Genomic DNA, 21667 nt, shown 5'->3' on the forward strand with positions numbered 1-21667 from the left:
CCTCCTCCCGATGGCAATCCAACCCGACCTGTCCCGGATGAAGCGGGACCTGACCAACCTCGTCGGCATCAACACGGAAAATCCGCCCGGCCGCGAAATCGAAGCTGCGCAGTGGGTGCACCGCGCACTCGAAGCGGAAGGGTTCGACCTGTCGCTATCCGAGTACAAGCCCGGCCGCGCGAACGTGATGGCGCGTCTCGAGAATGGCGCGGGCCCGGTATTCGCATTCAACACGCATCTCGACGTCGTGCCGGTCGGCACGGGCTGGCAGTCCGATCCGTTCATGCTGCGCGAGGCGGACGGCCGGCTGTACGGCCGCGGCGCATGCGACGCGAAGGGGCCGCTCGCCGCGATGCTCGAAGCGATGCGGATGCTCGCCGCCGATCGCGCGAGCTGGTCCGGCACGCTGCTCGGCGTGTTCACCGGCGATGAGGAGGCAGCCAGCGAAGGCGCCAAGTTCTACGCGGCTGGCCACCCGAAGGTCGACTTCGTCGTGGTCGGCGAACCGACATCGAACGCGACGTTCTCCGCGCACAAGGGCAGCCTGCGTCCGCTCGTGCGCGTGCACGGCGTAACCGCGCACTCCGGCACGCCGCATCTCGGCGACAACGCGATCTACCGGGCCGCGCAACTGCTGAAGCTGATCGAAGGCCATCACGAAAACGAAGTGCGCTGCCGCTGCCATCCGCTCGTCGGCTCCGCGAGCCTGACAGTCACGCGCGCACTCGGCGGTCACGCGGACAACGTCGTGCCGGGCGCATGCGATCTGCTGCTCGACCGCCGCATGGTGCCGGGCGAAGTGGAAGACGACGTGAAGCGCGAGATCGAGCAGTTGCTCGCGCTCGCCAAGGAACGCTTCGGCGTGCGCGCGGAGATTCTCGAATACCGGCCGACAACGGGCGGTGCGACCGAGACCGCGCAGGACTCGAAGATCGTGCAGGCGAGCCTCGCCGCGTGCCGCCGGCACGGCAATGCGGAGCCGGGCCCGTTCGGATTCCAGGGCGGCTGCGATCTCGTTCATTTCCGCAGTGTCGGCGCAGCCGGTGTGGTGATCGGCCCGGGCACGCTCGAGGTCGCGCACAAGCCGGACGAGTTCGTGCCGATCGAGGAATTTCTCGCATCGAGCCTCATCTATCGCGACATCGCGCTCGACATGCTGACGCCGGGCGGCGCGCAATCGTGAACGCGACGCTCCATCGCGCGGCGCTCCACTACGGCGGCGGCCTCGTGCTGCACACCGCCGCGTCGGGAAGCGTCGCCGCGCTCGATGCACTTTACCTGCGGCTCTCCGACGGCGATTTGGCCGGCGTCGGAGAGACGAGGCTTAACATCGCATACCTGAACGGCCTCGATGCGGACGCGGTGATCGCGAATGCACGGGACGCGCTGACGGCGATCGACTGGCGGCAGGACGTACGCACGCTGGTCGATACGTCGATGGACTGGCTGCCGGCGTACCTCGCGCCGGTGCGAATGATGATCGACAGTGCGCTGCGCGACCTCTTCGCGCGCAGAACCGGTACGTGCATCGCCGCGCAGTTCGGCGTGCCGCCTGCAACGAACGGCACACCTGGATTGGCCTGGCCGACGAACCAGACGCTGTTCTGGTCGACCGATGCGAAAATGCTCGAGCGCGCAGCCGCCTACGTCACCCGCGGCTTTACTGAACTGAAACTGCGAATCGGCATTGGCACGTTCGACGACGACCTGCGCCGCATCGACCTGCTGCGCGCACGCTTCGGCGACACGATTGCGCTGTCGGCCGATGCGAACGGCCAGTGGCAGCCGGACGACTGTGCGGTGCGTCTCGCCGCGCTCGCCGAACGCAGGCTCGACTACCTCGAACAGCCGATCGCGGCCGGCGACTGGGACGCATTGCAGCGTATCGCAAACGCAAGCCCACTCACGCTGATGCTCGACGAGAGCCTGAAGTCGGATGCCGACGTCGACGCACTGTGCGCGCTCGCCGGCCACCCGCTCGCGGCGCATCTGAAACTCGTCAAGCTCGGCGGAATCGGGGCGACGATTGCCGCCGCACGGCGGCTCGCCGACGCAGGCATCCCGCTGATGATCGGCCAGATGAACGAAGGCGCCGCCGCGACCGCCGCAGCGCTGCAGGTCTGCGCGGCCGTGTCGCCACGCTGGGCCGAACTGTACGGCGCGGACGGGCTCGTCGACGACCCGGTCACCGGCCTCGCGTATTCAGATGGCTCAGTACGCGCCGCCGGCCCGTTCGGGCTAGGTGTCACGTTCGACGCCAGCGCAACTTACCCTGTCTAAAACTTTCAGGATCCCTACTTATGCATAGCACGCAAGGACCCACCCAAGGCTGCGAATCGGCATTCACCGAAGCCGAATACGCACAACGCGTCGAACGCGCACGCGCCGCACTCGCGGCCGCTCACGTCGATGCGATGATCATCACCGGTCCCGAGAACATCTTCTATCTGACCGGCCAGCAAACGCCCGGCTACTATACGTTCCAGGCGCTGGTGCTGCCGGTTGCGGGCGATCCGGTGTTTGTGATCCGCCAGCTCGAATACTTCAACTTCATTGCGAACACCTATATCCGCGACGCTCAGGTCTACAGCGACGGCGACAACCCGATCGACCTGCTCGTCGACGTGCTGAAGCGCAAGGGCCTCGCAGGCAGGCGGATCGGGCTCGAGAAGCGCGGCTGGTTCCTGCCGATCGCCGTCTATGAGACGCTGACCGAAAAACTCGGCGGCATCGTCGACGCGAGCGGTATCGTCGAGTCTCTACGCGCAGTGAAATCCCCAGCCGAGATCGGCAAGATCGAGACCGCCGCCCGCTATGTCGACGCCGGGATGCACGCAGGTCTCGCCGCGGTGCGGCCGGGCGCGACCGAAAACACGCTGGTCGCCGCGATGATGTCGGCCGCGATCGCGGCGGGCTCCGAATACGTCGGCATGGAGCCGCTGGTGTCGGCCGGCCCGCGCACCGGTGTGCCGCACGGCACGTGGCGGCGCCGCGCGCTCGAAGCCGACGCGCCCGCGTTTCTCGAGATGGCCGCGTGCCACGACCGCTATCACGCCGCGCTGATGCGCTCCGCGTGGATCGGCGACGCGCCCGCACAAGCGCTCGATATGGAAAAAGTCTGCCAGGAAGCGCTGGCGGCCGCGCTCGACGCGATCTGGCCAGGCGCGCCTTGCGAAGCGCCGCACCTCGCCTGCCAGCGTGTGATCGACCGCGCTGGCTACACCGACAACTTCCGCAAGCGCACCGGCTATTCGATCGGCATCTCGTTCGCACCGGACTGGGGCGAAGGTTCGATCCTGAGCCTGTACACCGGTGTGACGACGCCGTTGCAACCGGGCATGACTTTCCATATCCCTCCCGCGCTACGGATCTACGGCGAATTCACGGTCGGCGTCAGCGAAACCGTCGTCGTCACCGAGAGCGGGTACCGCTCGCTCGGCACGATCGAGCGTCCGTTGCTGCGTGTCGCCGCATGACATCGCGTCCGCTCACGAGAACGCACGAGGCACCCATGACATCCAATCAGCTTGCGCCAAGAATGAGCCGCGTGCGGCCGTCGCCGACCGCGGCAATCTCGGACAAGGTTCGCGCCCTGCTCGCCGAAGGCAAGCCGGTCATCAATCTCGGCGAAGGCGAACTGCATTTCGACACGCCCGAGCATATCAAGCGCGCGGGCATTGCCGCGATCGAGCGCGGCGACACGAAGTACACGGCAGTTGCCGGCACCAGCGAACTGCTCGATGCGATCATCGACAAGTTTGCGCGCGAAAACGGCATCCATTACGCGCGCAGCGAGGTGATCGCCGGCACCGGCGCGAAGCAGTTGATCTTCAACGCGCTGCTCGCGACAATCGCGCCTGACGACGAAGTGCTGATCTGCGCGCCTTACTGGGTATCGTATCCTGACATGGTCGCGCTCGCGGACGGCCGCGTGCGCGTGCTGCCGTCGAGCGCGGACAACGGCTGGAAGCTCAGGCCCGATGTGCTGCGCGCCGCAATCGGGCCACGCACGCGCTGGCTGATCCTCAATTCGCCGAACAATCCGACCGGTGCGGTCTATACGCGCGACGAACTGAAGGCGTTAACCGATGTGCTGCTCGAGTACGAGCATGTACTGCTGATGGCTGACGACATCTATGAGCACACGCGTTACGCAGATTCGTTCGCAACGCCCGTGCAGATCGAGCCGAGGCTGCGCGAGCGCACACTCACGGTGAATGGCGTATCGAAGGGCTATTCGATGACCGGTTGGCGGATCGGCTATGCGGGCGGCCCGGCGTGGCTGATCCATGCGATGCAGACGCTGCAGTCGCAGAGCACGTCGAACCCGAGCACGATCTCTCAGGCGGCGGCCGTCGCCGCGCTGCGCGGCGGCATCGGTTTTATGACGGACTGGCTCGCGACACTGCGCGCGAGCCGTGATCTCGTGCTCGCGACAATCGGGCGCTGCGACGGTCTGCGTTGCGACGTCGCCGAGGGCGCGTTCTACGCGTTCGTCGACTGCTCAGGCCTGATTGGCGCAACAATGCCGTCCGGCACGCTGTTGCATGACGATCTCGATTTCGCGAACTACCTGCTCGAAACCGCACACGTGGGCGTCGTGCATGGCGGCGCGTTCGGCGTCGAACATCATGTCCGGATCGCGTACGCAGTGCCGATGGCCACGCTTGAAGATGCCTGCCGGCGGATCGAGGCCGCCTGCGCGGCGCTGACGCTGCCGCTCATCGAAGCCGGGCAACCTTGAGCGCCGCGCATGATCGAACTCGTCGTCGACGATAGCGATCTCCCCGCGCACTACGGCGTGCAGGCCGCGCGGCTGGCATACGCGCTCGGCCTGCCGCTGCGGCATCTCCCCGCGCGATTCGATGAACGCCGCTATCCCGATGCCGTCCAGCACGTGACCGTCGACGGCGAGCTCGTTCCGAGCGGGTTGCTGTGGGCGGACCGGCTGTGCGTACCGGAGAGCGGCGCAGCACTGGAACCGGCCACGCTGATCGCGTCCGGCACGCACGAGGATTTCGTCGTGCCGTTTCACCCGGCGAATGCGCGTGCGCTCGGGCCAATCGAAAGATTCGTTGAACTGGCTGCGGCTGCACACACGCCGCTGCGCCGCCATGTCGTCATGCATGATCGCGAGACCGACGGCGTGGTCGCGGTTGCGTCGGCCGGGCACGGCGGTCCGCGTGCCCTCCCCCTCGCGCGACAGGATAGGCACGGACGCTGGATCGATCTGACCGACGATGAAGCAGTACCGGGCGAACATGGGCAGTCTGACAACGCACACCCGGAGAAACGCCCACTCGCGATCGCGCTGATCGGCCGTGAAGCGGAGCAGCGTGACGTGTATCCGGCGACGCTCGCCGCGCTTGCCGATGCCGCCGATGCGCAGTGCGAACCGCTGCTGATCGGCTTCGTCGCCGCGCAGGACCTCGATCACGAAAATGCCGCGGCAGTGCTCGCCGCGTACGACGGGATCGTGCTGCCGGGCGGCGCGGACATGACACGCGTGGCCGGGCAGATCGCCGCGGCGACCTATGCGTGGCACACGCGCAAACCGGTTGTCGGGCTATGCCTTGGCATGCAGTCGATGGCAACCGCAATTGCCAGGCTCGCGCTGCAAACGCGCGAGGTTGGTTTGATGGAAGCCGAGCCCGGTATCCGAATCGCGAGCTTCATTCCGATCCACGGCGCGACCTGGGGTAACAACGCGCGGCCACTGGCCCACCGGCTCGGCCGGCAGACAATCGATATCGTACCGGGATCGCGACTGCATGCGATGCTCGGCGATACGCATGAGATCCTCTGCAATCACCGCTACCGGCTCAACCCGGAACTGCCAGGGCCGCTCGCGGCCATGGGCTTGACGATCGTCGCACGCGACGCGAGCGCTGGCATCGCCGATGCAGTCGAGGCGTACGACCATCCGTTCTTCATCGGAATGCAGGGGCACCCGGAACTCAGCTCGTCGGCAGGCCGCGCGCACCCGCTGCTGTGCGCGTTCATCGACGCCGTGCGCCAGTACAGCCGCTAAGCCGGCTTCGCGGATCACGCGGTTTCAACACGCGACAGCATAGTGTCACGTCGCATCACGCCGCCGCGCTCGTGATCGCGTCTGCGAACAGCGCCGCATCGACATTGCCGCCGGAGGCGATCACGACCACCCGCTTGCCTCGCAGCACATGCGCGGCCGGATCGCTCATCATCGCCGCGAGCGCGACCGCACCGCCCGGCTCGATAACGACCCGGAACGTCTCGAAGCAGAACGCCATCGCATGCTTGACCGCAGCATCGTCGGCAGCGAGCACACCGGCGAGGCGGCTGCCGTTGATCGAGAATGGAAGCTCCGCGGGAATCGGTGCGAGCAGCGCATCGCAGATCGACACGCGGCCCGCTGGGTTCGTCTCACGCCGTCCAGACGCGAGCGAACGGCGCGTGTCGTCGAACGCGGCCGGCTCCGCAGCCCACACCTGGGCGCGCGATCCCGCGGCGTCGACCGCGAGACAGATTCCCGCCGAAAGCCCGCCGCCGCCGCACGGCGCGACAATCGCGTCGACTTCGCCGTGCAGTTGATCGAGCGCCTCGAACGCCACGGTGCCCTGCCCGGCGATGACGTGATGATGGTCTCCAGGCGGTACGATCGTATAGCGGCCGCGCTCGGCGAGTTCCGCGGCGACCGCTTCGCGGCTCTGCCGTTCGCGGTCGTAGCGGACGATCGTGGCACCCGCGAGGCGCGCCTTGTGCACCTTGTTTTCCGGCGCATTCGACGGCATCACGACCGTCGTCGGAATGTCGAGCATCCGCCCGACCGTCGCAATAGCCTGCCCGTGATTGCCGGTCGAATACGCAACGACGCCGTCAGGACAGACTGCCAGGTCGAGCCGCGACAGACAGTTGTACGCGCCGCGAAACTTGAATGCACCCGTATGCTGGAGGCTCTCCAGCTTCACGAACACCTGCGCCCCCGTCAACGCATCGAGCTGGTCCGAACGCACAACAGGCGTGCGCACCGCGACGCCCGCGAGCCGTTCGGCCGCATCGCGCACATCCTGTGCGACGGGCATCTGGAATGACAGCATGGGTTCTGCTTTGGTCACCGTGCTGCGTCCTTGTTGTCGAAGATCGATACCGACGCCGGAAGCTTCCATTTCGCGATCAACTGTTTGTACGTGCCCTGTGCGACCACCTTCGCAAGTGCGTCCTTGAGGGCGCCTGCCATCGTGGCGTTGCCCTTGGGCACCGCGAAGCCGATAGTCGTCGTCTGCTCGAACTCCGGGCCGACCGCCACGTAGACGTTCGGCACTTCGGCCAGCAGTTGAACCGTGCCGGGTGTCGAGTTGTAGATCGCATCGGCGCGGCCCTGGCGCAGGCTCAGCGCAGAGTCCTGCGCAGTCGGCAGCGTCAGGATGGTTGGCTCTGGCTTGCCACCCGCCTTGCAGCGCGCGGCATCCGCGCGCGCGTAGGTTTCCTCGATCCCGCCCAGCGTCACTGCGAGGGTCTTGCCGCAGATCGAATCGTCGCGGCCGGTGATCTTCGCGGGATTGGACGCCTGCACGATCACCCGGTCGCCGATGCGCAGGTAGGGCACAAAATCGACCTGCGCGCTGCGGGCGGGCGTGATGTACATCGCCGAATTGATGAGGTCGATGCGGCCACCCTGCAACGCGGGAATCAGCCCGCTGAACTGCATGTTCTGCGCGGCGGGCGTGAGGCTCATCTGCTTCGCGACCGCGTCGAACAGATCGATGTCGAAGCCAGTGAGCTGGCCGTCCTTCGTGAATTCAAACGGCGCAAACGTCGCGGCGACGCCATAGGTCAGCTTGCCGGCCTCGACGGTGGGCAGCGGTGTGGCCGCTTGCGCGGACGAGATGCATGCGCATGACACCAGCGCGGACGCAAACAGCGCGCGCAGCACGAACAACGATTTCATGACGGCTCCAGGCGTGGATGACGGGTTTTGCTTGAGTTGTACAAATTTATACAAACCCGAAATTTCTCCGTCAACTAGGAATTTATTCTTTCTTGGGTAGATTCGTTCCATTGCGTAGATTGGCTCACGCGAGCCACAGGCAATTTTTGTATTTTTATACCAAGATGTACACGACGCCGGAAGCCCGTGCGAACAATCCAGAAGCGGCGCAGGGCGTGCGCCGGGCACCGCGTGGCCGTCAGGCCTGCGTGCACTCCGTGGGCTGCGCAAGCGCCCGCTCGAGGAGCGTGAGCATCACCGGCAGATCCGGATCGGCGTTCGTCAGCAGCACGATCGAGCGCTCGTATGCAGCGCCCACGATCGGCAGCATCCGGCAATCGCCCGCAAAGCGCTCGATGCCCGACCAGCGCGGCACCAGTCCAACGCCCATCCCGTCCGCCACCAGCATCGCGATCGCCTCCAGCGCGTCCAGATCGCAAAGCACCGCGGGCTCGATCTGCCCGTCGGCGAGCCAGTTCGACGCGTAGCGGCCGCCCCATGCGTCCGGGTCGTAGCGGATGTAGGGCAGCGTACGCAGCAGCGTCGCCGGGCGGCCGCGCGCCGTGGGCGGCGCCAGCAACACGAGAGGCTCGCGCCGCAGCGTCACCGCCCGCAGCGTCTTCGGCAATACAAACGGCGGATCAACGACAATCGCCGCATCGAGGTCGCCGGCCTGCAGCAGCTGGAACAGCGCGCGCGATGTGCCGGGCACGATGACGGGGCGCCCCTGGGGCGCCGCGCGCGTCAGCATGCGCAATGCGGCCGGCAGCATGCCGGTCAGCGCAGTTGAAATCGCGCCAATGCGCAACGTACCGCTCAACCCGTCCGCATGCGAGTCGCTCTTCAGAAGCGCAGCCTCACGCACCAGCCGTCGCACACGCGGCAAGAGCGCGATGCAAGCTTGTGTCGGCCGCGCGGTATGGCCGCTGCGCAACAGCAGCGCAAAGCCCAGCTCGCGCTCGAGCGCCTGGACGCGCTGGCCGATCGCAGCAGCCGTCAGATGCTCGACGCGCGCTGCATCGGCAATCGAGCCGCTGTCGACGACCGCCAGCAGGCTCTTCAGATAGCGGGTCTCCAAAAGCAATCCTTTCGGTGGCGAAAAAATTCCATGCTATCTCTTTCGATTTTCGGCTGCTAGGGTGGTAAGAGGTTCAACAGGCCAGCTCCGGCCTGCCATCCGACCGCTCGGGAGTTTTCATGCGCACCAGTTTCCATCTCGCGTATCACGTCCGCGACCTCGACGAATCGCGCGCGTTCTACGGCGCGCTGCTCGGCTGCCGCGAAGGCCGCAGCACAGCAACGTGGGTCGATTTCGATTTCTTCGGCCACCAGATCTCACTGCATCTCGGCGAACCGTTCCCGGTCACCAACACCGGCCGCGTCGGCGACCACATGGTGCCCATGCCGCACCTCGGACTCGTAATGGCGATGGCCGACTGGAAGGCGCTCGCCGCGCGGCTGGCGGATCGGCAGGTCGATTTCGTGATCCCGCCGAGCCTGCGTTTTGAAGGCGAACCGGGCGAACAGGCGACGATGTTCTTCCGCGATCCGAGCGGCAACCCGATCGAAGTGAAGGGCTTCGCGGATCTCGACAAGGTGTACGCCAAATGAGCCGTACACTGCCGTTCGTCTGCGCGCCCTCGTATCCGTTCGCCGCACCGTGGCTCGCCGCACTGCAGGAAGCGCTGCCCGAGGAACGCGTCGTGCCGCTCGACGCGCTGGATGCCGATGCCCGCGCCGCCTGCGATGTAGCGATCGTCGCGAATCCGCGGCCCGACGATCTGCGCACGCTGCCTAACCTGAAGTGGGTGCATAGCGTCTGGGCGGGCGTCGAGCGTCTCGTCGCCGACCTGCGGGACACTGGCTTGAAGGTGGTGCGGCTCATCGATCCGCAGCTTGCGGACACAATGGCCGAAGCCGTGCTCGCATGGACGCTGTACGTACATCGCGACATGCCGCGCTACGCGGCACAACAGGCAGCGCACCAGTGGATCGCGCACGACTACGTGCGGCCCGCGGACAAAACGGTCGCGCTGCTCGGGCTCGGCGCACTCGGCGAGGCCGCCGCGCGGCGGCTCGTCGCGGCCGGTTTCGACGTCTGCGGCTGGAGCCGCACCCGCAAGGCGTTGCCGGACATCACGTGTTACGCGGGCGACGACGAATTGCCCATGATGCTGGCACGCGCGGATATCGTCGTGTGCCTGCTGCCACTCACGCCGCAGACTCGCGGCATCATGAATGCCGGGGCGTTCGGCGCGCTGCGCAAACGCACAAGCCTGATCAATTTCGCGCGTGGACCGATCGTCGATGACGCCGCGCTTCGTGCCGCTCTTGACGGCGGACGCCTCGCACACGCCGTGCTCGACGTATTTGCTCAGGAACCGCTGCCCGAGGACGCGTGGCAGTGGTCGCATTCATGCGTGACGGTCCTGCCGCATATCTCGGCGCCAACCGACCGGCGCACCGCGTCGGCGATTGTTGCCGCGAATATCCGCCGCTATCGCACGACGGGAGAAGCGCCTGCCGCGGTAGACGAGGCGCTCGGATACTAGGTTGCTGCTCGACGGACGTGAGCGGCAGCGGCAAACCACACAAGTCCTTTAAAATCGTTTGCGCATACCAATGCGCAGCGCGAGCTGGTTCTCCGAACTCGACGCAGACAGCACGGGCGCAAGATCCGCAACCGCGCCGCCGCCCGCACGCATGTAGGTCGCGCTTGCGTAAACATCCGTGCCTTTCGACAGGAAATAATCGATGCTGCCATCGACCTCCTGATAGCGTGGACGCTGGCCGGTCGCCGACACGTCGCCCTCGGTATAGCTGTAGGCGGCTCCAAGCTGCAAGGTCGGCGTCAGCATGTAAGCCCCGACAATCTCGCCAACGTTGAATGTCACATGACCACCGATCTTCGCGCCCAGCGACGGATCGAGATCGCCAAATTGCGTGTGGGTCCAGTCGATTGAGACTTTGGCCTTGTCAAACGCGTACGACGTCGCGAGCCCGAACACCTTATACCCCCCGGCAGCCAGCCCATAGTTGCCGTCGACCGTGTTCGACGCTGTCCACACCCCTTCCGGTACCGCGCTAGCCGGATGGTCGATCGACGTGTAAGCGCCGACGACCTGAAATCCAGTAGTCGCATATTGCAAGGCGAATGATTTCGCGCTGTCGGTCCCCACATTGCCGGCGACACCGCCAAAGCTGTAGATCGCCACGCCGGTCAGACCGTCGAACGTCGGCGTCACGTACTTGACCGCGTTGTTCAGGTGAAAGTCGACACCGTTATTGTCGAGATCCCCCGGATGCGGAAACAGGATGCCGCCAGGGAGCATCCCGTTCGCGGACAACACGCCGATATAGTCGCCGATCGCTTCGCCCTGGCGCCCGAGCGTCAGCGCACCATAGCGGTCGCTCTGCAAGCCGACATATGCGAGCCGACCGAACAGGCGGCCGCCCTGGCTTAGCGTGCCGGTATTACCGTTGAAGCCGTTCTCGAGCCGGAACACGGTAGAGAGCCCCCCTCCCAGATCCTCGACGCCCCGCAGTCCCCACCGGTTGCCCTGTGAAATGCTGCCCTGCATCTGCCAGGCGTCGTGTCCCTCCTGATTGCTTGACCAGGTAAGGCCATCATCGATAATACCGTATAACGTCACGTTACTTTGCGCGTGTACAGCTTGCGATATAAATAGTAATACTAACAATATTTTAAATGAATTTTTCACGAGATCTCCAAAGCTTCCAGCTACGTGTGGGATAGTGATGATCCGTCTCTACCGGGACAGGTCGTGCGGATCATCCTGTTATCTGCAAACGGCTACGGTGGCCTATGCCTCGCGCCGGTCGATCATGCCGGATTGGGCTCGGCAACCGCAGGTGCCATCAGGACCGAGCGTTCCGGCACATTGGTTGCCCAGTTCTTCGGCAGCGGCGCGATGAACACGTTCTCGGTGCGGTAGCGGCTCATCTTCCAGACGCCGTCGACGCACCGAAACGCGTTGTTCAGGCGACTCGAACGCAGCACTGACGAGCCATCGTCGAAAATCCACGGCTGGAAATGCACCCACTGGCCTTCAGCGGTCGCGCCGTTCACATGGATCTGCTCGCAAGTCAGGTAATGGCAGTTCAGGATCATCCGCGGCGACTGCGGCTCGAAAAAGCGCGTGAAATGCTGGTGGAGTTGCTCGTGCCCGACGCTGGCACCGAACTGGTTGTCATAGTACGATCCCACGCCCTCCCAGCGCGCGTCAGTCGAAAACAGGCCGACGATTGCATCGAGCCGCCCCTTCTCGTCCAGTCCGTGCTCCGGTAGCGGAACGTCACACAACAGCATGTATCGCGCCATGATCCGGCGGATGTCGGCCTCGGCCTGCAGCACGCGCGTCTGTGCTTTCAGCTCGGCAAGTTCACGGGTCAACGTATCGAGATCCATCTATCGCTCCTGGTTTGATCAAACGAAATCGGTACCGACAACAATGTCGACCTCGCGTTCGAGGTACTCCATGCGAACGCTCCAGAATGCCTGGAACGTGTCGGACCGGAAATGTGCATCCAGCGCCTGCTGCGAGGCCCATTGCTCGATGAAATGAATCGCCTCGGGCCGCTCCGGTGCGATCACGACGCGGTACTCGAGGCACCCTGCTTCGTGCCGCGCGTCGAGTGCGAGCGAGCGAATGCGCTCGAGCAATGCATCGCGCCGATCGGGTTTCGGATACTGGATCGCGAGGATTGTCACGGGTTCGGACATTGGATTCACTCCTGGACCGGTTGACAGGCATCGGGAAGATGCACGGTATGGCTCAGCATCGGATAGTGCGGAGCAGCGCCGCGAAATTGCGGAAACAGCGAAAAATCCGCGCGCAATTCGCGACGGATCGATGACGTCAACGAGTTCGCCAGCGCCTCGACCGAATCGAACACGACCTTGTTGCGCTGCATGTCGTTGACCCGTTTTACCGGCAGACCGCTCGGCGAATCGATACGCGTGTACACCTCGACTGCCCGAACACCGGGCAGGCGTGTCAGGATCGGCGCGTGGCTGTCCAGGTAATGCGCGAGCCACGCGGAAAGGTCGTCCGCCGGGCCTTCATAGCCGACAAGGTAGGTGCACGTTTCCTGCGCCACACTGACGCATTTGCCGTATTGCGCCTGCCCGGCCGCGACCGGAAATGTGCGGACGACCATCACCTGCTGGGTCCAGTCGCAACCGGACAGCATCGGCAAATACGCGGGATCGAACAGCGATAACAGCGGACTTGCACCGCTTGTGGCCGCCTCAAGATCGGCGAGCGCCTCGAAGTACAGTTGCAGCACGCAGCCTGGAGGATCGTCGGGAGCGAGAAATGGATCTACCGGATCGAGCAATACCGGTACATGTACGACGATTGTGTTCAACCCAGGTATCGCGCCCGAGAGGGTCCCGCAGTGCACCGCCAGGCCGGCACCGTCGATGCGACGCGATCCATCGGGCGCATAGGCGCTCAAAAACAGACAGAACGGCATGGGAATGCCTCCCCGATGTGGGTGTAGATAGATAAGCCGGCGTTGTACGTCGTAGCAGGCAGGCGGAGGCTAAGCGCGGACGCTGGCCAACGCAGGAGCGAGCGGCACGCGATTGAACGCGCGCCCGAAATACGCAAGGCCGTCACCCGCTTCGCTCAGATGGATCGCATCGACCTCGATGAACAGCACCGAATGCGAACCCACTGTCTGAATATCGGCAATGCGGCCTTCAAGGCTCGCGAGCGCGGACGCAAGCCTCGGCAAGCCAAGCTCGCCGGCTTGCCAGTCGCCGCTCGCAAAGCGCGCCTCGCGAGGCACTTCGGTAAATCCCGCGAAATGGCACGCCAACTGCTCGTGCTCGCCGCGCAGGATGTTCACGCAGGCAACACCGTTGCGCAGCAACGCCTCATGCGCGCCGCTCTTGCGATTGACGCAAACGAGTACGGTGGGCGGCGCGTCGGTCACCGAGCAGATTGCGCTGGCTGTCATGCCGTGCCGTCCCGCGGGACCATCGGTCGTGATCACGTTGACGGCGGCCAGCAGTCTTGACATCGCTTCGCGAAAATCCGTTTGACGGGAGACAGGGATCATCTTGGGTACCTTTCGGTTCATGCATGGATTCGACGCATGGTAGTCACCCGATATCGGCATAGCCAATTCTGATCAATAATCACGACCATTCGTGCAACGAATCAGTTTTCGTCATGCCGATTCCCCAGGCAGGGTGCTTGTCAGCACGTTTCTGCGCGCATTCTCAAGACCAATTCCGCTCATTCGAAATGTGAATTTGACGCCGTTCACGAGCGTCTTTCATGCTAGTCGCCTATTCGCACCACACTCGCGGTGCAGTCGACACCATGGAGGTCAACAGTGAAACGTGAAAGCAACGTCCCTTTCCCCCCTTCCCCGCCTCAGATGAGCGAGCGCCTGAGTATCGACGCAGTTGTCGCGGAGGTGGCCGAGCGCCGTGAGGAATTCAACAGGCTATCCCACGTGCCGCGCGACATGGTCGACAAGATGATCCGCGCAGGCATCTTCCGCTCGAGCACACCGAAGCGCTTCGGCGGTGAACCCATGGCGCCCGCCGATTTCCTGCGCATCGTCGAGCGGATCGCGACGGCAGACGGCTCGGCCGGCTGGGTTGCCGCATTCGGCTCCGCGAACACCTATCTCGCAGCGCTTGCGCCGGACACGCAGGCGCTGATTTATGCAAGCGGCCCCGATCAGGTGTCCGGCGGCGGCCTGTATCCGTTGCAGCCGGCAACCGAGGTTGAAGGCGGCTGGCAGGTCACGGGACACTGGCGATTCGCGAGCGGTTGCAAGGCCGCCAACTGGCTCAACGTCGGTATCGGCGGAACGCCGGCAAACGGCGCTGGGTCTGGAAAGCCGCTCACCGCCGTGTTGCCCGCGTCCGCGGTCGAAATCGTCGACAACTGGCGCGTGGTCGGCATGCAGGGTACCGGCAGCCATGATCTGCGCGTGGCAAACCGTTTCGTGCCGCACGAATGGACATTCGTGCGCGGCGCCGCGCCGACCATCGACGAACCGCTGTACCGCTACCCGACCGTCGCCTATCAGGCCGAGGTCCACGCAGCGGTCAATCTTGGGCTCGCCCGCGCTGCGCTCGACATCATCGGCGACATGGCGGGCGGCACGCGAACACTCATGGGAGCGCCGAAGCTCGGTGATCGTCCCTACTACCGGATCAGTCTGGCGAAGGCGGAAGCGCTGTATCACAGCGCGCGCCGCTTCTTCTATGAAACCGCGGAAGCAGCATGGGACACGATTCTGGCGGGGGACCCGGTTCCGCCCGCACAGACCAACCTGCTGCGACTCAGCGCGACCCATGCCGCGCACACCTGTCTCGATGTCGTCATCGAGGCATTCAAGCTTGGTGGCACTTCGGCGATTTTCCAGGAAAACCGCCTGCAATGGCTTGTGCGCGACGCAATGGTGGTGACGCAACATGCCGCGCTGAACGAGTCGACCTACGACGGCGCGGGCGCCCTGTTTGCCGGCGTGCCTCCGACCACGCCGTACCCCTGACTCGCGAACGACCGTCAAAGGAGTCCCGCATGCCAAATATCGAAATGATTCTCTCCGAAGGGGTCGACGCGACCGGCAAGACCCAACTGCTGTCGCGCGCGACCGAGGCGACGGTGGCGGCACTCGGCGCGCCGCTCGACTCCGTGCGCATCTGGATCAGCGAGATTCCTGCCGGCAACTTCGCCGTCGGTGGCCTCACATGCCGCGGAAATCAGCGCCCTGTCGAGCGCTCGGGGGTGATGTTCGTCGCGTTTCTGATCGCCGGGCGAACCGACGTGCAAAAGGCGCATCTGATCGACGCGCTGACGGACGTGGCCACGGGCGTACTGGGGATTGAGCGCGAAACGATTCGCGTGATCGTCAACGACATCCCCAATACCGACTTCGGCATCGGCGGTGTCACCGCAGCCTCGCTCGGTCGTGGCATTGGCCGCTCGAACCGATAAAGCGGGTAAGCCGCGATCTGGTTTGCCCGCTCACAGGAAGCCCGCGCCGCCCGCCGCGATGCAACAGCGAACGCGGCGCGCATGGCGCCGCCCTCTCTCGCTACAGGTCCAACACGAGTTTTGCGGATCTTGCACGTGACACGCACGCGCAAATCTGATCGTTCGCTGCCTTCTCCCGTTTCGACAGGCACTGGTCGCGGTGCTCAGGCTCGCCGTCGAGCACCTGAATCACGCAGGTGCCGCAAATACCTTCACGGCACGACGTATCGACCGCAATTCCCGCACCCAGCAGTACATCGACGAGACGCTCGCCGGCGCCGACGGTCAACGTTTGCCCCGAGCTCGCGATTTCGACAGTAAACGCTGTATCGCCGCTTGCACCGGTCGCCGCGGGGTCTGCGCCGAAGTGTTCGAGATGCACTTCGATGCCTGCGCGGACGGCTTCCGCCTGATCCTTGACGGTCCGCATGAATGGCGCCGGACCACAGGTATAAACCTGCGCGTGAGGCAGCGCCGCCGCGACGCGCTGCCTCACGACCGCCGCCACTTCGTCGGGTTCCAGTCCAAGATGCAGTTGCAGATGCGCGGCGAACTCTTGCGATTCGAGAACCGGCAGAAATGCCGCCTCGTCACGCGAGCGGGCAAAGTAGTGCAGCGTAAAGTGCGCGTCACGCTGCTTGAGTCGATAGGCAAAGCTAAGCAGCGGCGTGATGCCGATCCCGGCGGCTATCAGCACATATTCGGCCGCGGCCTCCGCGAGCCTGAACAGACTCCTCGGCGCACTGACCTCCAGTTCGCTGCCGATCGTCACCTGGTCGTGCAGCGCCGCGGAACCGCCGCGCGATGCCAGTTCGCGTTTGACGGCGATCGTGTACCCGCAACGATCATGCGGCGTCCCGCACAGCGAGTACTGGCGGGTGACGCCGGTCGGACCGCGCACGTCGACGTGCGCACCCGGTTCGTACGGCGGCAACGGTGCACCGTCCACGCCAGTCAGCCGTAATACGCGAATCTGCGGTGTGGCTTGCTCGATCCGCTCGACAATCAGTTTCATCAAGATCACCCCGTCACAGCAGAAAACCGAGCGCGTCGAGGCTGTCGGCGGCATTGATGAGCCGGACCACCTTGCGCTCGATACGCAGCCCTTGCGCAGTGCGCCGCAGCCGGTGCGACAGATTCGCCGTGAACGTCGTATAGGTCTCACGCTTGTAGCCGATCAGGATCTGTGCCGAGTCGACCTCGAAGCACTCATCGTTGGCCTCCGCGAGCGTGAATCGCGAGATCGTCCGTACCGTCGCCGCCGCATGCTCGGCTGAAATCGAGGTGCCCGAGATCATTCGCTCGATCCGCATCCGGCGCATCCGCGCGTCGTCATAGGCGTAATTCAGCGTGCTCGCGAAATCGGTCGTGTCGGGATCGGTCGGCACCACGTAGCGTCCGTCTGCGGTCCACAGCTCGGACCATTCGCCATAACGCTTCTGGTCCAGCAGTTGCGCCTCGTGCCAGATAAACATGATCGCGTCGCCGAGATGCCCTTTCAGTTGTTCGTGCAGGTTCATTGCTGCTCCATCATCTGCTTCCACATGTCATACGCTTCGCGCATGCCGGTTTCGTCGGTCGAGTGCGAAACCCGGCCGCCGTCCGGTTCGCGCCGCTCACGATTGAGGCCGCGATTGACCAGCAACGGTGTCCCAAGGCCGGTGTACGCCCCAGCCTGCACACGTTCCCACGCTTCCGCGTCGTCCGGACTGCCGAAGCCGAACGGCCCCTGGAAGTGTTCGTGAATGCGCATCCGCTCAAGGTTTGAGATTTCCGGTCCGCCGTCCATTCCGAGTGCGATGTGCCGGATCTGCGTTTCATTGACCGATACCGGGTGCAGCACACGGAAGAACGACATTGACATCGATACATTGGGGAACAGGTTCAGGTTGAATCCCGCGCCATGCAGCGACCGGACGATGCGGCGAACCCGCTCCGGTGGCATGTCTGCCGAAAGCGCCTCGACAATATGATTGAAGCGCGGCTGTAGTTCCTCGGTGCCGTCGTCGACATCGAGATCGACGTGCCCGGGCACCATCACCATCACGCTGTGACCGTTGCCGAGCGATCGTGTGATCGACGCGTCGTCGGTCATAAACGACAGCATGTCCGACGTTTCCTTGTCGACCGACTGCAGGAAGCTTTTGTGCACGACCGGAAAATGGTAGCCATCGGTCGTATTCTCGAGCTGGATCTTCCAGTTGCCGCGAAAACGAAAGCGGTGTTCGCCCTGGGTCTTGATGGGATAGCCGGCGCCCTGCTTCATGAAAAGGTCGATCCATGGCCGTGCGTGGCCAAGGAATGAGTCGAGCGGCCCGATCTCGTCGTTGAAGCTCGCGAAGATCATGCCGGCATAGATCCCGACGCGCAGCGAGCGTAGTGGCAGATCCGCCTTTTCGACGATGCCTTCATAGCCGTCAGGATAAGGCAGACCGCGTAGCTTCCCATCGAGCGCGTACGCCCAACTGTGATACGGGCACGTGAAGCCGCTCGCGTTACCCTTGCGCTTCTCGCACACGGTCGCGCCGCGATGACGGCAACGGTTCTCGAGCACGCGGACCTCGCCGCTTCTGTCGCGCACCACAATCACCGACTGGCGGCCAATCATCGCCGTCTTGAAGTCGCCTGGCTTGCGCAACTCGCTTTCGTGTGCGACCCAGATCCACGTCTTGTAGAAAATCTTTGTCAGCTCTTCCTCGAAGATCGCCGGATCGGTATACAACGACGGATCGAGCATCGCGTTCCGGTAGAGATCCGCATAAGCGGTGTCCCCCATCCGGGGTTGAAATTGCAGGGGTTCAGTCATTCGATGGTCCATGTCGTACTCAATTGCGATGGAAATCGGTGTGTACCGCCTCAAGCAGCGGACACAGGTGCTGCGCCAGTGCGCACAGCAGCTCGTCGTCGCCTTTGCGTCCGACGAGCTGCAGGCTGACCGGCACGGGATCGTCAGTCACCGGCAACGGCAAGCTCAATGCCGGGTGTCCGCTCAGGTTGAATGGCCGCACGAAGGTGCTCAGCGCGACGACCGACACGCCTCGCCGTATCGCGTTCAGCGTCGGCGGCGCGCTTGGCAAGGTCGGCAGCACCAGCGCATCGACGCCGTCGAGCAGCCTGTCCACTTCGGCGGAGAACGCCGTGCGAACCTGCTCGGCTTCCGCGATCCGGGCAACCGGCGTCTGCCCGGCGCGTCCTAGCCGCTGTTCGATATCGGCACCGAGCTTGCCGCTGCCGACCAGATGGCCGAACGCAGCAAAGGTTTCTGCATTGATCAGTGTCAGACCCGCATCAAACGCGGCCGGCAGCAGCGTCAAATTTGCAGGCGTGGACTGCCAGCCGCTGACGACCAGCGCCGCGAGCAATGCCTTACGCACCGCCGGGTCGCACGGAACGTCGAGTACCCGTACGTGCGCGTCAGCAAGCGGCCGCTGCGCGGACACGGAGTCGAAGCCGTCGGCAATCGTCTGCATTGCCGCCGCCAACGCTGAAACATCGCGCGCGAACGGACCGACGCAATCGAGCGTGCTGGAAAGCGGATAGGCACCCCGGCGGCTGACACGCCCGAACGTCGGCTTCATGCCGATCACGCCGCAGCACGCCGCAGGCAGCCGGATAGAACCGCCGGTGTCGCTCCCGATCGCAACCTCGACGAGGCTTGCCGCCACCGCGACCGCCGACCCGCTCGACGAGCCCCCCGGAATCCGCTGCGGATCACGAGGGTTGACCGGCGTGCCCGTGACTTCGTTAATGCCTGTCATGCCATAGGCGAGCTCGTGCATCGCTGTTTTCGCGACGATTTGCCAGCCGCCGTCGATCAGTTTGCGCACGACGTCCGCGTGGGCTGAAGCAGGCTGCGCATCCGTGAATGCGGCGCTACCCGCGCGGGTCGGCAAACCCGCGATATCGATACAATCCTTGATTGCGACAGTACGGCCGGCACCACCGAGTTCGACACGCGTGACGAATGCCCGCCAGCCATCCAGATCCGATGAGGGAGCCGTCATCGCCAGACCTTCGATCCTGCATCGCCGATCCTCATTGCCTTTATATTCATATGCACTCCATACTAATCTATCAGATATCGTCCCGTGTCGAAGTGCGGCGAACGACTATGAATGAGCACGCCGGCCGATGCGCGTTGCGTCAGGAACCATTCTAGGAAACCCGCTTCGCTTGAGCCAATTCGTAGTTGGAACGCGATCTATTCGTCACGCTAATGCGGCTCCGGACGGGCCATACCTCACAACTGCCTGTCACGCTCGCGTGCGGCCGCCGGATAGGTTTCGGGAGTCAAGCCGGTCGTGATCACCGTAACGAGCCCGAGCAAAGCGAGATAAATCGCAATCGGCACCGCGCTTCGATAATGCTGCAGCAGCGCAGTCGCAATCACCGGCGCAAGACCGCCACCGAGCACCGACGCGATCTCTCGCCCGATGCCGAGGCCCGAATAGCGCAGCCGAGCGGGCAACAACTCGCTGATGAACGCCGGCTGCGCACCTTCCAGCACACCAAGAACGAGGCCGTTCGCAAGCGAGAGCGCAAGCACAACCATGGTTGGGTTTCGCGTTTCCAGTAGCGTGAAGAACGGATAGGCGAAGACCACGATACCGAGCGCACCGGCAAGATAGACCGGCTTACGTCCTATCGTATCTGCGACGTAGCCCGACACAAGCGATACCGGAATCATCAGCACCATCGAGAAGGTCAGCGCGCCAAGCACGAATGCGTTCGGCAGGCCGAGAAATTTGCCGTAGGCGATCGAGAACGCGAAGAAGATCCATGACGCCGCGCCTTCGCCAAGCCGAAGCCCGAACACCATCAAAACCTGCCGCCAGCAGGTCCGCAGCACTTCGACGACGGGCGCCTGCGCAATGTCGCCCGTCGAGCTCGTCCGGGAGTATTCGGCACTCTCAGCCATGTGGGTCCGTAGATAGAGCCCCAGCACGATCAGCACGGCGCTGAACAGAAATGGCACACGCCAGCCCCAACTGGAAAACGCGTCCCCGGAAACCTGCTGCATCACCATGAACGCGCCGCTCGACATCACGAACCCGATGGTCGCGCCGCATGGACTCCATGCGGCGAGCCTCGCGCGCCGGCTCTGCGGTGCATTTTCGCTGATGAACAGGATGCTGCCGCTCCACTCGCCGCCTGCGGCCAGCCCCTGGATCACACGTAGCAGGACGAGCAGGACCGGCGCCGCGAGTCCGATTTGCCCGTATCCGGGCAGCAGCCCCATCGTGAATGTCGCGACGCCCATCGTGCCGAGCGTCAACGTCATAACGAACTTGCGCCCGTAGCGGTCGCCGAGATGGCCGCAGATCACGCCGCCAATGGGCCGTGCAACGAAGCCGACGGCAAAGCCGCCGAACGCCGCAACCGTACCGGTCAGCGGATCCTTGCCAATCGGGAAGAAGATTCCGCCGAACACCAGCGCGGCCGCGGTGCCGTATAGAAAAAAGTCATACCACTCAAGGATCTGGCCAACGAGTGAGGTCAGTACCGCCCGTCTGGTCCGGTTTCCGGCGTACGCCGGAGCGCTGGCCACGGGTAAGGCCGTATCGATGTTCGCGTCCATGGGGAAGCTGTCTGTAAAGGGTGAGGGAAACGGACGAAGCGTGCAACGGCGTCCGGTGCGCGAGCTGCTACGACAAGCTGTCGTTGGACGATA

At 64.2% G+C, this 21667-nt stretch carries 22 protein-coding genes; 9 read left to right on the plus strand and 13 right to left on the minus strand.

The window, feature by feature from the left end; genetic code table 11:
- Window positions 1–10: 10 nt before the first annotated feature.
- The 5 genes from FFS45_RS04085 to FFS45_RS04105 are packed head-to-tail and all read left to right on the plus strand — an operon-like array spanning window position 11 to window position 6031.
- Window positions 11–1183: a M20 family metallopeptidase gene (locus FFS45_RS04085; RefSeq protein ID WP_137953414.1), complete on the plus strand. Its 1173-nt coding sequence runs from the start codon at window positions 11–13 to the stop codon at window positions 1181–1183.
- Window positions 1180–2280, plus strand: coding sequence for an enolase C-terminal domain-like protein (locus tag FFS45_RS04090; RefSeq protein ID WP_137953415.1), 1101 nt, complete (start codon window positions 1180–1182; stop codon window positions 2278–2280). The genes FFS45_RS04085 and FFS45_RS04090 overlap by 4 nt, the downstream gene beginning before the upstream one ends.
- A 20-nt stretch (window positions 2281–2300) precedes the next feature.
- Window positions 2301–3476 carry a Xaa-Pro peptidase family protein gene (locus FFS45_RS04095; protein WP_137953416.1) on the plus strand — a complete coding sequence of 392 codons (1176 nt, stop codon included), beginning with the start codon at window positions 2301–2303 and terminating at the stop codon, window positions 3474–3476.
- Window positions 3477–3511: 35 nt separating this feature from the next.
- Window positions 3512–4744, plus strand: a complete 1233-nt coding sequence (locus FFS45_RS04100) for an aminotransferase class I/II-fold pyridoxal phosphate-dependent enzyme (protein ID WP_137953417.1) — start codon at window positions 3512–3514, stop codon at window positions 4742–4744.
- 9 nt (window positions 4745–4753) lie between these two features.
- Window positions 4754–6031 (plus strand): gamma-glutamyl-gamma-aminobutyrate hydrolase family protein, encoded by a 1278-nt coding sequence (locus FFS45_RS04105; RefSeq protein WP_137953418.1) that lies wholly within the window; start codon window positions 4754–4756, stop codon window positions 6029–6031.
- Between the two features lie 55 nt (window positions 6032–6086).
- On the opposite strand, the gene FFS45_RS04110 is transcribed toward FFS45_RS04105, so the two are convergent.
- The 3 genes from FFS45_RS04110 to FFS45_RS04120 form a co-directional block, all read right to left on the minus strand.
- Complete coding sequence (locus FFS45_RS04110; protein WP_249362597.1) at window positions 6087–7094, minus strand: threonine/serine dehydratase; 1008 nt, start codon at window positions 7092–7094, stop codon at window positions 6087–6089.
- A complete protein-coding gene (locus tag FFS45_RS04115) occupies window positions 7091–7927 on the minus strand; it encodes an ABC transporter substrate-binding protein (protein WP_137953420.1) in 837 nt (278 codons plus the stop codon). Before FFS45_RS04115 ends, FFS45_RS04110 begins: the two co-directional genes overlap by 4 nt.
- Window positions 7928–8165: 238 nt before the next feature.
- Window positions 8166–9044: a LysR substrate-binding domain-containing protein gene (locus tag FFS45_RS04120; RefSeq protein ID WP_137953421.1), complete on the minus strand. Its 879-nt coding sequence runs from the start codon at window positions 9042–9044 to the stop codon at window positions 8166–8168.
- Window positions 9045–9163: 119 nt separating this feature from the next.
- Between FFS45_RS04120 and FFS45_RS04125 the strand changes: the two genes are divergently transcribed.
- Together FFS45_RS04125 and FFS45_RS04130 are read left to right on the plus strand one after the other, a co-directional pair.
- Window positions 9164–9577: a VOC family protein gene (locus tag FFS45_RS04125; RefSeq protein ID WP_137953422.1), complete on the plus strand. Its 414-nt coding sequence runs from the start codon at window positions 9164–9166 to the stop codon at window positions 9575–9577.
- Window positions 9574–10518: a glyoxylate/hydroxypyruvate reductase A gene (locus FFS45_RS04130; protein ID WP_137953423.1), complete on the plus strand. Its 945-nt coding sequence runs from the start codon at window positions 9574–9576 to the stop codon at window positions 10516–10518. Before FFS45_RS04125 ends, FFS45_RS04130 begins: the two co-directional genes overlap by 4 nt.
- Before the next feature lie 48 nt (window positions 10519–10566).
- On the opposite strand, the gene FFS45_RS04135 is transcribed toward FFS45_RS04130, so the two are convergent.
- The 5 genes from FFS45_RS04135 to FFS45_RS04155 all read right to left on the minus strand — a co-directional run bounded on the left by FFS45_RS04135 (window position 10567) and on the right by FFS45_RS04155 (window position 14077).
- Window positions 10567–11619 (minus strand): porin, encoded by a 1053-nt coding sequence (locus FFS45_RS04135; protein WP_249362599.1) that lies wholly within the window; start codon window positions 11617–11619, stop codon window positions 10567–10569.
- A 191-nt stretch (window positions 11620–11810) separates the two neighbouring features.
- Complete coding sequence (locus FFS45_RS04140) at window positions 11811–12395, minus strand: nuclear transport factor 2 family protein (protein WP_137953424.1); 585 nt, start codon at window positions 12393–12395, stop codon at window positions 11811–11813.
- Window positions 12396–12413: 18 nt separating this feature from the next.
- Entirely contained in the window at window positions 12414–12710 is a 297-nt protein-coding gene (locus tag FFS45_RS04145; protein WP_137953425.1) for a putative quinol monooxygenase, read from the minus strand.
- Between the two features lie 5 nt (window positions 12711–12715).
- Window positions 12716–13465: an EthD family reductase gene (locus FFS45_RS04150; protein WP_137953426.1), complete on the minus strand. Its 750-nt coding sequence runs from the start codon at window positions 13463–13465 to the stop codon at window positions 12716–12718.
- 69 nt (window positions 13466–13534) lie between these two features.
- Window positions 13535–14077: a flavin reductase gene (locus FFS45_RS04155; RefSeq protein ID WP_212745690.1), complete on the minus strand. Its 543-nt coding sequence runs from the start codon at window positions 14075–14077 to the stop codon at window positions 13535–13537.
- A 303-nt stretch (window positions 14078–14380) separates the two neighbouring features.
- On the opposite strand from FFS45_RS04155, the gene FFS45_RS04160 reads away from it, so the two are divergent.
- Window positions 14381–15511, plus strand: coding sequence for an acyl-CoA dehydrogenase family protein (locus tag FFS45_RS04160; RefSeq protein WP_137953427.1), 1131 nt, complete (start codon window positions 14381–14383; stop codon window positions 15509–15511).
- A 29-nt stretch (window positions 15512–15540) separates the two neighbouring features.
- The gene (locus tag FFS45_RS04165) at window positions 15541–15957 is read left to right on the plus strand and encodes a tautomerase family protein (RefSeq protein ID WP_137953428.1); all 417 of its coding nucleotides are present in this window, start codon (window positions 15541–15543) and stop codon (window positions 15955–15957) included.
- A 100-nt stretch (window positions 15958–16057) separates the two neighbouring features.
- Here the strand turns inward: FFS45_RS04165 and FFS45_RS04170 are convergent, their stop codons facing one another.
- The 5 genes from FFS45_RS04170 to FFS45_RS04190 form a co-directional block, all read right to left on the minus strand.
- Window positions 16058–17011, minus strand: a complete 954-nt coding sequence (locus FFS45_RS04170) for a PDR/VanB family oxidoreductase (protein WP_137953429.1) — start codon at window positions 17009–17011, stop codon at window positions 16058–16060.
- 13 nt (window positions 17012–17024) lie between these two features.
- The gene (locus FFS45_RS04175) at window positions 17025–17516 is read right to left on the minus strand and encodes an aromatic-ring-hydroxylating dioxygenase subunit beta (protein WP_137953430.1); all 492 of its coding nucleotides are present in this window, start codon (window positions 17514–17516) and stop codon (window positions 17025–17027) included.
- Window positions 17513–18772: an aromatic ring-hydroxylating dioxygenase subunit alpha gene (locus FFS45_RS04180; protein WP_249362619.1), complete on the minus strand. Its 1260-nt coding sequence runs from the start codon at window positions 18770–18772 to the stop codon at window positions 17513–17515. Before FFS45_RS04180 ends, FFS45_RS04175 begins: the two co-directional genes overlap by 4 nt.
- Before the next feature lie 49 nt (window positions 18773–18821).
- The gene (locus tag FFS45_RS04185; RefSeq protein WP_137953432.1) at window positions 18822–20000 is read right to left on the minus strand and encodes an amidase; all 1179 of its coding nucleotides are present in this window, start codon (window positions 19998–20000) and stop codon (window positions 18822–18824) included.
- A 236-nt stretch (window positions 20001–20236) separates the two neighbouring features.
- A complete protein-coding gene (locus FFS45_RS04190; protein ID WP_137953433.1) occupies window positions 20237–21574 on the minus strand; it encodes an MFS transporter in 1338 nt (445 codons plus the stop codon).
- Window positions 21575–21667 lie beyond the last annotated feature (93 nt).

Origin of the sequence: Burkholderia sp. 4M9327F10 (assembly GCF_005503145.1) — a bacterium.
In the GTDB taxonomy this organism is placed as follows: Bacteria; Pseudomonadota; Gammaproteobacteria; order Burkholderiales; family Burkholderiaceae; genus Paraburkholderia.